Here is a 15,741-nt window from a genome sequence, read left to right as displayed (position 1 = left end):
AATAACAAAGATGCCTCCATTAGCAGCTTGAACGGGGATGGAACACTTGCCATCGCCAATAGCCTTCTCAATGCGGGAAGTCTTTACAGTTCTAAGGGTTATTTAACTTTATCGGCATCTTCTCTGTCCAATTCAGGCTCTATATTCGGTAAAACAGCAACGCAATTATTAATAGGCAATCTCTTAACTAATGAAGGTTCTATTTCCGATACAGATAATACTTTAAAAGGCGGAATGATCCAGTCAGAAGGTGACATTAACATTGCAGCAAATTCTCTGAATAATACAGGGTTAATAAATGGATCAAAAGCGGTTACCCTGACATTGGGTGGAGATGTTATCAACCATTCTATGGGTCAGTATTCAGGCGTAATTCAGTCTGGAAAGATCATGCAGATGACGGCTAAAACCCTGCAAAATGACAATGGACAAATTTTAAGTGATGATAATTTACATTTAAATGTTTCTGATAAAATAAGTAATGGAGGATTTCTGCAAGCCAGTAAGGGATTAACGTTATCAACATCTTTTTTAGACAATTCAGGAAATATACTGGCGCTAGATGGTGATTTGGCTATTATACCCTCACAACTTATCCCTACTTTGTCATCAATTACAAATACAGGCAAAATTCAGGCAAATGGAAATATTATAATCAATGCTGCTGCCTATCAAGGTGATGATATGGCTTTATTGACAGCACAAAAGCAAATTCACGCTACCTATACTGGTAATGTTGGTAATAATGGCCAGATTGCAGCAGGTTCTGGACTGGATTTAATTTCTAATTCCTTAATAAACGGAATTTCAGGATTGATTTATACCGGTAATAATGATCTGACCCTGACTGTGATGGGGCAACAGGGATTATTTAATCAGGGAAATATTCAAACAAATGCTGTGGACAGTCATCTTTTACTAAATAGCCTAACCATGATTAATGAGGGCATCGTTTTTGCAAAAGGGAAAGCCACTTTAAAGGCTAATCAGCAGTTCATAAATCGGATTAACCAAGATCATGTTGGTCAAATTCTTGTTCAGGGAGGTGACCTGACGGTTTTTTCTTCAAAGTTTAACAATGCAGGAATCTTGATTGGTCATCAGAATTTACAGCTTGTTTCCTCCGTTCTGGAGAATAACGGATATGTATCTGCTGTTCGCTCATTAAATATCCAAACATCAGAGAGCACAGGTAATCAAACAACCCATTCTGGAATTTCCTTTAATAATGAAAAGCTTGCTTCTGGTTCATTGATTGGTGACACTGTTCAGATATCTTCACAGGTTATAGATAATGGAGGAGGATGGATCCAGGGAAAAAATACTGTCAATCTTACAGCTGACAGGATTGATAATAATCTTGATGGTGTCATTTTATCAACAAATGCGAACACAATATTGCAAGGAAGAGGATCGACAGTTCAGGAAAGTGTTCCAGTTAATATAATTAACAACAATCAGGGGAATATACAGGCTTTTAGTGATCTTTCAATTGCAGCTAAACAATTGAATAACAATAATGGTGTATTGACCAGTCAAAAAGGAAGTATCCGTATCAATCAAGGTTCTTCCGCTCTTGCGCTGGAACAGTTTTTAAATGAAAAAGGAACGGTTCAGTCTTTTGGTGATATAGATCTTGCTGTCAATCATCTTGAAAATTCTGCAGAAAGCAAATTTCTTTCTAATGGATTATTATCACTTACGATTGGTTCTGACTTTGTAAATCAAGGGAATTTATGGGGTGGAAAAGGTATAAATCTGACTGCATCTAACCTGGTTAACACTCAAAGCGGAATGATCAGTGCAGATCAAGGTTCTATTATTTTTAATATTCAGAAAGGATATTTGAAAAATCAAGGAATCGTTCAAAATATTGATACGTCAGGGAATATCTCTGTATTCGCCAATACGTTTGTGAATGATAATGGCAGAATATATTCCAATTCGGATATAAATTTACAAGCTGATTCTTTGTTATCAAATCAAAATAATGGAGAGATTACTGCCTATAAACAAGGAAACATAACGCTTTCTGCTTCCGCTTTGAATAATCAGGGGCTTATTCTTGCAGGAGGTCAACTTGTTGCTAATAGTTCGGCAGATATCAATAATCTTGAAAACGGTTATTTATATGGCTCTAAAGGTTTAGTTCTTAACTCCAATACGGCTATTCACAATCAAGCCCATGGTCAAATCGGATCAGACACAGGAACATTATCGCTTGTTGCGCCTCGTGTAACATTGGACAGATATGGGCAGGTTCTCACCTCAAATGGCATGGCAGATCTGATTGCTTTGCAAGCTCTAAATAATAAAGGATGGTTGCAAGCAAAACAAAGTATCCAGATTTTTACACCATCTTTGGATAATTCTGAGGGAGTAATTATCAGTACAAATGGTGGCACGACGATCGCGCAAAATCAAAATGGAAACGGATTAAATGAATTAAACAATTACAAAGGAACTTTGCAAGCTGCAACAGGAATGAACCTTTATGCCAATAATATAAACAATCAGGGTGGAATGATAATAACGCAGCAAGCTACTGATGAAAATGTCAGGGGGAATATGGTTCTTGCTGCTAACCGGCAAAATCAGGCACTATCCTTTTTAAACCTGAATGAGAACGGTATTATACAATCTTCAGGTAATATAGATATGCACGTCCTAAGCAATGGACTTTCATCCACCGGCCAGATTCTTTCTGCTGCCGCACTGAATGCAACAATTGAAGGGGATCTAAAAAATAACAGTATTATCTTCGGGGCGTTAGGGGGAGCAAATGAAGGTGGTCTGGTTAATCTCGATATTCATGGAGATTATGAAGCCGGACAGGATGGTGGGATAACCTCTAATGGCGATATTCATGTCACGGCAAGAAACATCATAAATAATGGTGTCATATTGGCCATGAATGGATTGGTCTTGGATGGGACCTCGCTTCAAAACAATCAATCTGGACTATTAAGTAGCGGAAACAACCTGACAATCAACATTAAAGGCAATAATGGACAAAACACGCTGAATAATTATGGGGTTATCCAGTCGGATTTGGGATCTATCGCCATGGATGTTGATGGGGATATAATCAACAAGGGAGGGTTAATTCGTACACAGAGCGCCAATGGGGATATTGCAATCAAGGCCGCCTCTTTTACCAACAGCTATACTGGGAAACTTGTTACGGAAACAATTGACAGCACTACTATCTATGATAAGGCTATTAACGATGAAGGACAGGAAGGATACGGAAAATCCAACAAACAGATAGCCCTTGAGGAAGACTTAAATACAAGTGGCTGGGGTGGGGATAGCAATTTATACAAATATTTTTGGAAAGGTAATGTAAAAATGATCAAGGTTTACGCTCCCAAAGATATGTACAAAGCGGATGGGACCCCAGCAAGTGGTTATTTTTACATGTTTCTATCCCAGGGTAGGGGTAATCCAAAAGCCAGGATTGAGGTGACGGAAACTGGAACAAGAACAACCTTGAAAGGCAGTTCAGCCATTGTTACGGCCGGTCATGACTTGATTATTGAAACTTCCGGAAAGATTGTCAATGATGTAAGCCATTTGGAAGCGGGTCATGATTTGACCCTGAATGCGTCATCCCTGGACAATATCGGGTATAAAGATGATATAACTTTTAAACTGGTATGTCACAATGGTAAACTTTGCCGATCCCTATATCCAAAAGATCCAGCCAATGCAGCCAATCCTCCTTATTCACATCCACCTCCATTAGATGGTAACAATAAAAATATTGCATATGTATGGGGGGATAGTTCATATAACCCCGGATTGAGCGGCACGATTATGGCAGGTGGAACCCTGATAGGGATAGTGGCCAATCAGGTTAATAACCGGACAATCAAGATACATGCATCTCCTGATGACTATGTCACGGTCAATCCAAGCCTTCCCTCGGGAAAACAATTGACATCTGTCCAGAGTGAAACGGGCAGAAACGGATTGAATGGGCCTGAAGAAGGTAATCTGGCCAATAATTCATCAAGTGGAAAAGGGGTAAACGGTCAAAACACCACGCTTCCAGGATATGGTGGGGTAGGCAATCCCGAGGGAATTGATCCGGGTTTGCATGTCCATCTTCCAGGTTTTAATTATCAGGGAGTGTCTGAAAGTGTTGACGATATACTCTCATCCATTGCCGGTGGACACGCTTTGTTCAGGCCTAATCCGGATATTAAGGGCAATGACACCGCCAGTATTGGTGAAATAACCGGAGGAAACATTCACAGTATCGATAACGGCAATATCAATAATAATAAAACGAATGGTAATATTAATATTAATGGTAACGGTAACAGCAATATTAATAGTAATAAAACAATTGGTAATATCAATGTTAATGGAAACAGTAATATTGACAATATCAGCAATAATGAAAGCCTTGCCAAACCCGGTACAGCCCCAGCCAAGGTAGGGAGGGCTGTTAATATCAACGATGCGGGCAAAATCAGTGAAGCTGCCACCCAGCAGGGTAAGGTCAATACAAGTGGCGTGCCGGAGGGATCAAGCTATCTTATTGAAACCCGCCCACAATATACATCCTTGCAGAAATTCTATGGGTCGCAATATCTGCTGGATCACCTGAATATTGCCGGCTCATATATGTTCCTGGGGGATGCAGGGTTTGACAGCAACTATATACAGCAGCAATATCTTCAGGCCACAGGGCACAGCTTTGTCGGTGGAACATATAACAATGCCGCTGATATGATGAAGGAACTTCTCGACAATGCCACCGATGAGGCCGACCAGCACGGGTTCAAATTCGGCACCGCCTTGACAAAGGAGCAGCAGGCCTCACTTGCGAAGGATATTGTCTGGTATGTTCCCGCGCTGGTTGATGGCAGACAGGTGCTGGTTCCCCAGCTGTATCTTTCACCAAAAACCGCGGTGATATCCGGTGCCGCCATCGTGGGCAAGGATGTCGGTATCAAGGCCGGCTCCATTCTCAATTCCGGCCTGATGGAGGGGACACACTCGATCGCGCTCACCAGCACACATGGCAACATCATCAATGATGGCGGAACCATAAGGGGCGGGGACATGTCCCTTAATGCCCAGAACGGCTCGATCATCAACCGCGACACGATCAACAACTATCTTGTTGAGGGGGGAACGTCCTCCTATCTTGGTTCACAGGGAAAGATCCTTGCCTCTGGAACCATGGGGATCAAGGCGAGTGACAGCATCATCAGCCGAGGTGGAAGCATCCAGTCCGGATCCGATATGGCGATGCAGGCCGGTTCGATCGATATCGGTGCGGCACAGCTGAATGCCGCCGCCTCCAGCGCCAGTTACGGAAAGCATGAAATGCTGGCCTTTAACGGTAACCAGACCAAGAACTATGGAACCATGGTCAGTGCCGGTAGAAACGCCATCCTGCAATCCACAAGGGGTGACCTGAACCTTGCGGGCAGCACCCTGAATGTCGGGGGTGATGCAGCCCTGTCATCCGCGGGCAATATCGGACTGAACGCCGTCACGGACAAGGGCCTCACCGATGTTAGGGGACATAAATCAGGTGCATTCAATTCAAGTTCGTTCGAGGAAAAAAGAGCCTATACCAATGATATTGGATCGGCTGTCATTGCGGGTGGACAAATCGGCATCACTGCGAAAAACGATGTTAGCCTGGCAGGGGCTATCGCATCCAAAAATGATGTTAATATCAACGCTGGCGGCAATATAACCGAGAACGCGCTCAACTATTCCAACGATACATATGATTATCACCAGACGAAGAAGTTTGGTTTCTTCACGAACGAGGCGCAATTGAGCGTGCAAATTGGCCAAAAGAACGTCACTGATAAAAAGTCGACATCCAATTCCCTGCATACGGCCAGTGACATTATCTCAACTGAGGGTAATGTCAACCTGAATGCAGGCAAGGATATCAATATCAACGGTTCCAATGTTATTGCGGGAAGGGATATCAATATGTCCGGAGATTCAGTGAACTTCAATGCGGTTCAGGATGTATTCAGGGGCGACCAGAAACATAAGGACAGCTTTACCGGGATAGGCCTGAGTGCTAGTGGCTTGCTGGCGAATCTTGCGAAGACGGGCTTTGCGGCGGCCAACACGACGGATGAGAGAATGGAGGCGCTAAACGCCGCGGACATGGCGAGCCAGGGTCTCAACGCGGGATTGGGGAAAAGCGGGATCCTGACGGGAGCGTTTGCCCATGGAGCGGCGACAGCCGTTGACTATAACCTTATAGGGATCACGGCGACCTTCACGCATTCATCGAATAAGAGTCACATGACGTCGACGACGGTCACGGATACCGGATCGACCATAAAGGCTGGAGAGAGAGTGAGTGTGAATGCGGTGAAGGATATCAAAGCCACGGCCAGCAGTATCAGCGGGAACGACGTGATATTCAACGCGGGCCGGGATATCAGCCTGGATGCGGGATACAGAACCAGTCGAAGCAAGACGACCAGTTCCGGAAACAGGGAGGATATAGGGGCGAATGCCAATGTGGGGGCGCACGGGTTTGCGTTTGGAGCGAGAGGTGATGCATCGGTGAGCTGGGGCAAAACCACGACCTATGGCAGGACGGCCATTGACACGGTCGTGAATGGAACAAACTCGATCACCATCAATAATGAGAACGGCAGGCTCGCCCTCAATGGGGCGCAGATTGTCAACAAAAATCCCGATGTGAAAAACGGGGATGGAACAATCACCAAAGGAACACCAAGCAACGGTTCCATCACCATCAACACAGGCAGCATGTCCATTGCAACGCCGCAGAATGTCAACAGGTATCACAGCAACAACAAGACGGTTGGCATGGAGTTCAGCACACCCCTTAGCGACTATCACAATTTTGGTGAGGGAAATCAGCAGGTAAGCAATGAAAAAAAACAAAATGACGTAAATTCTGATATAGAAAATATAAAAAATAATAAATCCAATTTTAAAAAACCTGACACGCCCTATACGAGTGGTGATTTCTTCGGGGACATACGTGTCATTGACAATGATTACGCGTCAACAGAAAAGGAGATGTCCGGACTTTATGCCGGCACGGGAGGGCTGAATGTCAATGTGAGGGGGGACACGACTCTGACAGCCGGCGCCATCACCAGTGCCGCCGATGCCTCCAGAAACCAGATCACCACAGGAAGCCTGCAGGGCAATTCAGTCAGGAACCATTCGATATGGAGCGGTTTCGATATCCAGATGAAACAAAATCTTGATACCAAATACGCTATAGATACGGTTGGCACGGTTGAGGGTGGTACTGAAGTCATAAGTATTCCTGGGAACATACTCGGGAATGGAACGGGCACGAGGATATCGGGCAACAGCATCGTTCACAACAAGCATTCAACGACTGAATCCGTGATCGGGGACAATATCGCCGTGAACGCGGGCAGCGTGAACGGTCATTTCTCGCATGATATCAACGAGGCCAACGGCTATATGGAGGACAAGTTCAATCCTGGCAAGATCAACAATGATTTCAATCTCCAGAACAAGGCGACAGAGGTCATGAACAAGTATGGCAACATGATTGTCGACACGGTTGTCAGTGCGAACAAGCGTGCGGAGAACGTGAAAAACGAAGAGGACAAACTGGATCTGAATCATGCGCTTTCAGAAATCGGCCTGAATAAGAAACCTGATGAATCCCTGATCAATGGCGCGAACGCCACGGCGATAGTCGGGGCCGCGTCCTCGATTGGCGGGGCGATCATGGGGGGTGGCAATGTCGGGCCAACGGCCGCGGGCGCAGCGGGTGGATTGGCTGGCAACATCATCTATAACCACTTCTTCCCTGATGGTCCTTTCGGAAAGGATGACAATAGACTAAATCCCAATAGTCCTAATTATCATCAGGGTAAAAAAACGACAGTAAGAAAGAATGTTATAAATATTGATGAAGCTTTAAGTAATTCAACTCAAAAACAAAATGTTAACGGACATAATATAAAATACGATGACACGACGGACATAAACAAGATAGCCAGCGGCATGATCCATACCGGTATCATTGGCGGTGCGAGTGCGATTACCGGGATCATGGGTGGCAGTGACAATCTCAATGGCACCAACACAGCCATTGACGCCATCACGGGTGGCCTGACAGGTCTTGCCCAGAATGCACCCAAAATTGAGAAGGGCAAAAACAAAGGCAAAAAGCCGGCCGGTAAAGCGGGACCGAAACCCAAAGCCGAACAGGCTGACAGAAACCCGGAGCGGACTGAAAAGAAAGGGGATACAAAATGAGACTTTATTCTTTGGCTAGTTTAATGATGCTGTGTTTATCTCTAACCGCCTGTGCCAACAAGTTTTACATTCCTATATGGAACGAGAAAGGGACTGCGAAACCCCTTTCCAAAACGGATGATGTAATCAGGGTCGTTGTTCCGGAAAGGTTGACAAAATATATAGCTAAAGCACGAAGTAACGATCCTGACGGATACGAAAATGGAAAGAAGTTGGCTGATTATATAGCTATGGCAAAACTGAATACAGAAGACAGGTTGCAAAATTTAAATTATCAATTAACGGATACCGGTCCGCATTCTGGTGGTGATGGTAAACCAAAAAAAATAGACTGGATTGATAGCCAGGGTAATACGCAATATGCCATGACACATGGAGGAAAACCAACCGTATTCGCATTGATTGATGCAAAATTATTAGATACATATAAACAAAGGTTTATAGCCTACGAACCATATTCAAGTGATCCAAGCACAGGTGCAACCACCATGTGGACAAGTAATGTCGATGAAGTCACCATGAATGCAGTAACCTATCACGTTAAATTTGTAAGACCTATTGGTAAGGATAACAAACTTTTACAATGTAATAATTCTTCTTTAAGTATCAATTTTTGTACTTATCCTGACAGTTATTGGGAGGATAGTATAAAAAACACTCCTTATTATGAGACAATTTTTGATGGTGTTGGAGTAATGAATACTAATGCAAGTGATCCCGACTATATCGAAAACCATTTGGTTTCATCGGTATTGTATCAATATCCCAACTTGCTGGGTAGAAAACGTGTCATTCAAATCAGCCAGCCTTTCTTCCAGGTAACCAAAATCACCGATGATAAATAAAACATCATATTCTCATATAATTCTCCCCTTTCAACAGGGACAGCTTTACGGGGATAGGCCTGAGTGCGAGTGGCTTGCTGGCGAATCTTGCGAAGACGGGCTTTGCGGCGGCCAACACGACGGATGAGAGAATGGAGGCGCTAAACGCCGCGGACATGGCGAGCCAGGGTCTCAACGCGGGATTGGGGAAAAGCGGGATCCTGACGGGAGCGTTTGCCCATGGAGCGGCGACAGCCGTTGACTACAACCTTATAGGGATCACGGCGACCTTCACGCATTCATCGAATAAGAGTCACATGACGTCGACGACGGTCACGGATACCGGATCGACCATAAAGGCTGGAGAGAGAGTGAGTGTGAATGCGGTGAAGGATATCAAAGCCACGGCCAGCAGTATCAGCGGGAACGACGTGATATTCAACGCGGGCCGGGATATCAGCCTGGATGCGGGATACAGAACCAGTCGAAGCAAGAGGACCAGTTCCGGGAACAGGGAGGATATAGGGGCGAATGCCAATGTGGGGGCGCACGGGTTCGCGTTTGGAGCGAGAGGTGATGCATCGGTGAGCTGGGGCAAAACCACGACCTATGGCAGGACGGCCATTGACACGGTCGTGAATGGAACAAACTCGGTCACCATCAATAATGAAATCAAATTATAAAAAAATATGTTAATATTTTTTTAACGATTGAATATCTATAAAAAATTAGATAATTTTGTCATTAAAAATGATATAAAAATTAATGGAAATAAGTTAATAAGTTATTATATAAAACGTATAATATATATTATGCCAACTAGCTTTATAAAAAATATATATTTTTATCAATTAGTTTTTTAAAATTTTAAATATGACTCCAACCTAATTTCCCCAATTTGATTTCATTATCATATTCATCCAAAATGTGTATTTGACCATTGTTATATTCTGTGCAATAGCCAATTTTTGTTAATTTGATACCAACACGTTTAGATTCTTCAAGTGCTTTATTTTCTTTGTTAACAGGTATTGTAAGAATAAGTTCATAATCATCACCGCCTGTAATATACGTTTGAAAATAGTCCTTTTGAAATTTTTTAGCCTCATTTGATAATGGTATTGAATTGGTATATATAATAGCGTCAACCCTACTTTCTCGAGTTAAGTGACTAAGATCCTGTACAAGACCATCTGAAATATCCATGGCCGCTGATGCAATTTGATTTAACGATAATTCAATCCTGGGTTGAGGTATGTGATAACGATCAATAAAATACTGATTGGTAGATATTTTACCATCCAAAGCTAATAAACCCATGGCAGCATCACCAATGGTTCCTGTCACCCAAATCCCGTCAGTTGGTTTAGCAGTATTTCGACGTATTGCTTGACCTTTTCTAACTTTTCCTAACATTGTTACTGATAAGGTCATATTATTCAAATTTTTTATTGTATCCCCCCCAAATAGAGAAAGACCATATTTCTTTTGATCATGGGCCAATCCTTTTGTGAAAAGATTCATCCACTGGTGGTTAAAATATTGATCTGGAAGTGATAATGCCAATAAATATCCATATGGTTTTGCCCCCATTGCAGCTATATCAGAAATATTACATCTCAACAATTTGCGAGCAATAAGATCAGCTGGATCATTTTTGAAAAAATGGACACCTTCAGACATAGCATCCATAGTCAAAACAATTTCTTCATTTTGATTCAAAGATACTATTGCAGCATCATCTGTGAGATCAAGAGCTTCAGGGCCACTTAATTTTTTAAAATATTGATCAATAATCTGAAATTCGGGTGGCAATTCCATAAATTAGGCCTTGTTTTGCATCTCTTTCCTTAAACGGTTAGCAAGATTATTTAGAATTCCATTAATCAATACAGATTCATCACCATTACTAAACGCATGTGAAACATCGATATATTCATTGATAATAACTTTTTTTGGTGGTTCAATATTATCAAGCAAAAGTTCTGTAACTGCAGCTCTTAATATGGCTCTAATAATAGGATCCAATCGTTGAAAAGGCCATTCATTTGGTAACGATGATTTAATTATTGTATCAATTTCTGGAGATCGATGTACAAATCCCTGAACAACAGAAGTAAAAAGTGGAATGTTAGGGATATGAGTTTTACCATCAATATAAGTTTCATCATGAAAATCAGGTGAAATACGATGAATCAGAAATTGCTCTATCAATAAATTTGCAGCTTTTTCAATACCCTGTTCCCATTGAAAAATAGCCTGGACCGCTGCAATTCGGGTTAACGTTCTTGGCCTCTTCATTATATTTTTTTGGTCGCTCATTATCATCCTAAAATTAAAAAACTTATATTAATTATAATCTACTATTTTTCATGATGTTCAAGGGTAGGAAGAAGTTCGGCAAAATCTTCAATAACCTGAAAATCACAGTAAACACTGGCAAAACGTATATAGGCAACCTTGTCAATTTTTTTCAGCATTTCCATGGTTGCACCACCTATAGATTCAGATGTAATAACATTGTCACCTAAATCAACAAATTGTTTTTCTAGTTTATTGGCAATCTGATCAATATCTGTAGCCCTAAAAGGACGTTTACGCATTGCAAGTTCGATTGAACGCACAAGCTTTTCTTTATCAAACGGAACTCTTTGTCCATTTCGTTTCAAAACCATCAAGTCTCTTGGTTGAATTCGTTCAATAGTTGTAAAACGCTGATTGCATTTAATACAAATGCGCCTACGTCGGATGGCAGTCCCGTCCTCTGTGGTGCGGCTATCCTTGACCTGGGTATCTTCATTTCCACAAAATGGACAGAACATTTTTTAACCTATATCCCTAATAAAATAATGAATGTAATAATATTTTATTAATAATAACAATAACGGATTAAAATACGGATATTGATATTAAATTTATCTTTAACTTAATAAAGAACATTGAAATCAAATATCAAGGTTTGCAACGGTCAACGCATTATCTACAATAAAATCTCTTCTTGGTTCCACAACATCACCCATCAATGTTGTGAAAATTTCATCTGCATTTTCAAGGTCCCCCACTTTTACCTGCAATAAAGTCCGTGTAGCAGGATCAAGAGTTGTATTCCAAAGCTGATCATCATTCATTTCACCAAGCCCTTTAAAGCGATTAATGGCCAAACCTTTTTTTCCGTTATTCATTAGCAATTTATATACTGAAGATGGACCGCTCACTTTTTCATCTCTTTTATCAATGGACAAGTTTGCAGGTTCATTAAAATCAGTAATCAATTTTTGCCTGTGCTGATTAATCCAAGCAGCATTTTTACTTTTAATAATGGATAAAGGTATAGAATAAGATTCCTTGACACCTCTCACTACACGATGAATTTTCATTCCATCTTCAACACTGATTTGCCATCCTCTTTCTGATTTTGCCGATAAACTGTCAAGTCGATCTTGTAATTCCTGGCGACATTTTGGATCATTCATATTATCCTCGTTTAAAACACCGCACATGACCGCTTGTTCGAGAATCCATAAAGGTGCATATTTTTCAAAAAATCTCAAACGATGAAGTATAGATGAATAATCTTTTACATGATTCTCAAGCTCGTTTTCTCTAAGCTCTGTTCCATCGGCCAAGTACAAAGCTGTATTATTTATCGCTTTTTTCAATAGATAATCTTCAAGCGCTTCATCATTTTTTAAATATCGTTCTTCATTACCTCTTTTTGCTCTGTATAGTGGGGGTTGCGCAATATAAACGTATCCCTTTTCAATCAGTTCAGGCATCTGACGGAAAAAGAAAGTTAATAATAATGTACGTATATGTGATCCATCCACATCCGCATCTGTCATAATAACAATCTTGTGGTATCTTAACTTTTCAAGAGAAAAGCCACCTTGTTCAACATCTCCTCTACCAATACCTGTTCCAAGGGCTGTTATAAGCGTACCAATTTCAGCAGAATTTAACATTCTGTCAAATCGTGCACGTTCAACATTCAAGATTTTGCCTTTTAGTGGCAAAATTGCTTGAAAACGGCGATCCCTTCCCTGTTTTGCAGTACCACCAGCTGAATCTCCCTCAACAATAAAGATTTCCGATTGTGCAGGATCTTTTTCCTGACAGTCAGCTAATTTACCGGGTAAGGAAGAAACGTCCAAAACGCCTTTTCTTCGGGTAAGCTCTCTGGCTTTACGTGCTGCTTCACGAGCTGAAGCAGCATCAAACGCTTTGGAAATGATTAGTTTTGCCTCTTTTGGATGGGTTTCAAACCAATGGCCAAGCATATCAGATATTGAATTCTGAACAGCGGGTTGAACTTCCGAGGATACAAGTTTATCTTTTGTTTGAGATGAAAATTTAGGATCAGGAACTTTTACAGATAATATGGCGGTCAATCCCTCACGCATATCATCTCCTATTAATCCAAGGGATCCTTTTTTATTATTATTTAAAACTTCATCCGCATATTTTCCCACTATACGTGTTAGGGATTGACGAAAACCTGCGAGATGAGTTCCACCATCCTTTTGGGGAATATTGTTTGTGAAACATAATACATGCTCATTATAGGTATCATTCCATACCAAGGAACATTCCACTTTAATGTTGGTTTTTTCGTTATAGAAACTACCGGTAATGGGATCAATAATGTTATTTTTCGATTTAGTTAACCATTTGACAAATTCACTTAGACCACCCTCGTAATGGAATTCTTCCTTTACAACTTCATCTTCACGTTCATCTGTAACGATTATTTCCATACCTGAATTCAAAAAGGCCAGTTCACGTAGGCGGCGAGTTAATATTCCAAATTCAAATACAATATGCGTAAAAATTTCTTTACTTGGTTTAAAGGTGACTTCAGTACCAGTCGGTTCTTCACTTGATCCTTTTTCCGTTAAAGATTGAACTGTTTCACCATTTTCGAAACGGATAAAATATTCCTTACCATTTCGCCAGATACGTACTTCCATCCATTCAGACAACGCATTGACAACTGCTGCACCCACCCCATGGAGACCACCTGAAACCTTATAGGAATTCTGATTGAATTTTCCCCCTGCATGCAATTTTGTCAACACTACCTCAGCAGCACTTATTCCCTCTTCAGGATGAATATCAATGGGTATGCCACGACCGTTATCCCTGACTCTTATGCTGCCATCTTTACATAACGTTAATATACACTGATCGGCAAATCCGGCTTGGGCTTCATCAACGGCATTGTCAACGATTTCAAATACCATATGATGCAATCCGGATCCATCATCTGTATCTCCAATATACATGCCGGGTCTTTTCCTAACTGCCTCCAACCCTTTTAATACAGAAATTGAAGAGGCATCATATTCATTATCACTATCATTATTTAAATGAGATGAATGAATTGAATTATCGTTAGTATTAACCATGTTCAATGGGGCTCCAGAAATAATTAAATTTATATTTATTTTTATTAAACAACAGATGGGTAATAATGCGCATAAAAGAACATTTATTTTACCAGAAAGAATAAATAATCATACTATTTTTCCATGATTCAAGTTTAAAAAATCGTAGTTTTTCTCAAAATCATAAAAATCAGATATCTCGTTCCCTGTGATAATAACAAAACTATCAATATCAAGAAGACTGGAAAGTAGAATTTTCCTATGATAGGAATCAAGATGCGTTAGTGGTTCGTCCAAAAGTAACAAAGGTTGAATTTTCTTATTTGTTTTAATTAATTCAAGCAGTTTTAATATAACACTAATTAAAATCGCTTTTTGCTGACCTGTACTCGCCATCTGCGCAGAAATATTACTTTTATTTTCAAAAAAGACAACATCCATCCGATGGCAACCTAAAGCAGTTGATCTATTCTCCGCATCTTGATCTCGATTCATTTTCCATTTCTGTTTCAGATAGTCTTCCGTTACCAAGGCAGGATGTTTCATAAGATAATCTGCAATGGAACAATTTAATTTTAACAGGGTTTCAGGAAAAGCTTTTTGTATAATATTTATTTGATTTAATTGCTGGATAAAATTAATTCTCGCTGCAGTTATAGCCACGGCATGTCTTGCCATTGATTCTTCAACTGCTTTCAGCCAATTATGATCCAACACATTTGCTGAAAGTAATTTATTTCTTTGAAAAAGTGATTTTTCATAAGCTGCCAATTCTTTGGCATAATATCCCTCCAGACTAATTATAAGTTGATCAAGAAACCGTCTTCGACCAGATGGACCTTCTAAAAATAGTCGATCCATTTGAGGTGTTAACCAAACAGCCGCAAGATAGTGGGTAATTTCATTCTGATTTTGAATTATATTGCCGTTAATCCTATATTGTCGTTTTGATGAAAAAGGAAAACAGCCCGTAGAAAGTGTAAAATTGCTATCATATTGCTGATTTGAAAATTCACCTACTATCCCCCATCCCTGAGTTTGATTATTATTATTGGCCAAATCTTCAATTCTTGCTTTACGTAATCCTCTACCAGGAACCAACAAGGACAACGATTCTAATAAATTTGTTTTACCACTTGCATTTGGACCGTAAGCCACGATTTTTTGGCTTGGAACAGTCCAAACAAGTCGTTCAAAATTACGGAAATTTGTTAAAGTAAGACGTTCTAGCTTCGTCATACTCATTATATAAGCATCTA

Annotated in this window: 8 protein-coding genes; 3 read left to right on the top strand and 5 right to left on the bottom strand. The window is 40.7% G+C overall.

Annotation, left to right across the window (positions count from 1 at the left end; all coding sequences use genetic code 11):
• The first annotated feature begins 27 nt into the window (after window positions 1–27).
• The 3 genes from H3R33_RS03835 (at window position 28) to H3R33_RS03825 (ending at window position 9,781) form a co-directional block, all read left to right on the top strand.
• Window positions 28–8,274 carry a hemagglutinin repeat-containing protein gene (locus tag H3R33_RS03835; RefSeq protein WP_232351101.1) on the top strand — a complete coding sequence of 2,749 codons (8,247 nt, stop codon included), beginning with the start codon at window positions 28–30 and terminating at the stop codon, window positions 8,272–8,274.
• Entirely contained in the window at window positions 8,271–9,119 is an 849-nt protein-coding gene (locus H3R33_RS03830; RefSeq protein WP_198185360.1) for a hypothetical protein, read from the top strand. The genes H3R33_RS03835 and H3R33_RS03830 overlap by 4 nt, the downstream gene beginning before the upstream one ends.
• 131 nt (window positions 9,120–9,250) lie before the next feature.
• Window positions 9,251–9,781: a hemagglutinin repeat-containing protein gene (locus H3R33_RS03825; RefSeq protein WP_198198871.1), complete on the top strand. Its 531-nt coding sequence runs from the start codon at window positions 9,251–9,253 to the stop codon at window positions 9,779–9,781.
• Window positions 9,782–9,965: 184 nt separating this feature from the next.
• Here H3R33_RS03825 and thiL read toward each other — a convergent pair whose 3' ends face one another.
• The 5 genes from thiL to recF form a co-directional block, all read right to left on the bottom strand.
• Entirely contained in the window at window positions 9,966–10,919 is a 954-nt protein-coding gene (gene thiL, locus H3R33_RS03820; RefSeq protein ID WP_198185358.1) for a thiamine-phosphate kinase, read from the bottom strand.
• 3 nt (window positions 10,920–10,922) lie between these two features.
• The gene (gene nusB, locus H3R33_RS03815) at window positions 10,923–11,420 is read right to left on the bottom strand and encodes a transcription antitermination factor NusB (RefSeq protein WP_198185357.1); all 498 of its coding nucleotides are present in this window, start codon (window positions 11,418–11,420) and stop codon (window positions 10,923–10,925) included.
• Window positions 11,421–11,461: 41 nt separating this feature from the next.
• Entirely contained in the window at window positions 11,462–11,920 is a 459-nt protein-coding gene (gene nrdR, locus H3R33_RS03810; protein WP_198185356.1) for a transcriptional regulator NrdR, read from the bottom strand.
• Window positions 11,921–12,043: 123 nt separating this feature from the next.
• Entirely contained in the window at window positions 12,044–14,503 is a 2,460-nt protein-coding gene (gyrB, locus tag H3R33_RS03805; RefSeq protein ID WP_198185355.1) for a DNA topoisomerase (ATP-hydrolyzing) subunit B, read from the bottom strand.
• 108 nt (window positions 14,504–14,611) lie between these two features.
• On the bottom strand, window positions 14,612–15,727 hold the full coding sequence (gene recF / locus H3R33_RS03800) for a DNA replication/repair protein RecF (protein ID WP_198185354.1): 1,116 nt from the start codon (window positions 15,725–15,727) through the stop codon (window positions 14,612–14,614).
• Between the last annotated feature and the right edge of the window lie 14 nt (window positions 15,728–15,741).

This window comes from Commensalibacter sp. B14384M2 (assembly GCF_016101865.1).
Lineage (GTDB): Bacteria > Pseudomonadota > Alphaproteobacteria > Acetobacterales > Acetobacteraceae > Commensalibacter > Commensalibacter melissae.
Note: the sequence above shows the minus strand (reverse complement) of the source record. Positions and strands in the feature narration are given on the sequence as shown.

Excerpts from the sequence above, each read along its gene's own strand:
- thiL (WP_198185358.1), bottom strand. The coding sequence starts at position 10,919 with ATGGAATTGCCACCCGAATTTCAGATTATTGATCAATATTTTAAAAAA.
- H3R33_RS03825 (WP_198198871.1), top strand. The coding sequence starts at position 9,251 with ATGGAGGCGCTAAACGCCGCGGACATGGCGAGCCAGGGTCTCAACGCG.
- nusB (WP_198185357.1), bottom strand. The coding sequence starts at position 11,420 with ATGAGCGACCAAAAAAATATAATGAAGAGGCCAAGAACGTTAACCCGA.
- recF (WP_198185354.1), bottom strand. The coding sequence starts at position 15,727 with ATGAGTATGACGAAGCTAGAACGTCTTACTTTAACAAATTTCCGTAAT.
- H3R33_RS03830 (WP_198185360.1), top strand. The coding sequence starts at position 8,271 with ATGAGACTTTATTCTTTGGCTAGTTTAATGATGCTGTGTTTATCTCTA.
- gyrB (WP_198185355.1), bottom strand. The coding sequence starts at position 14,503 with ATGGTTAATACTAACGATAATTCAATTCATTCATCTCATTTAAATAAT.
- nrdR (WP_198185356.1), bottom strand. The coding sequence starts at position 11,920 with ATGTTCTGTCCATTTTGTGGAAATGAAGATACCCAGGTCAAGGATAGC.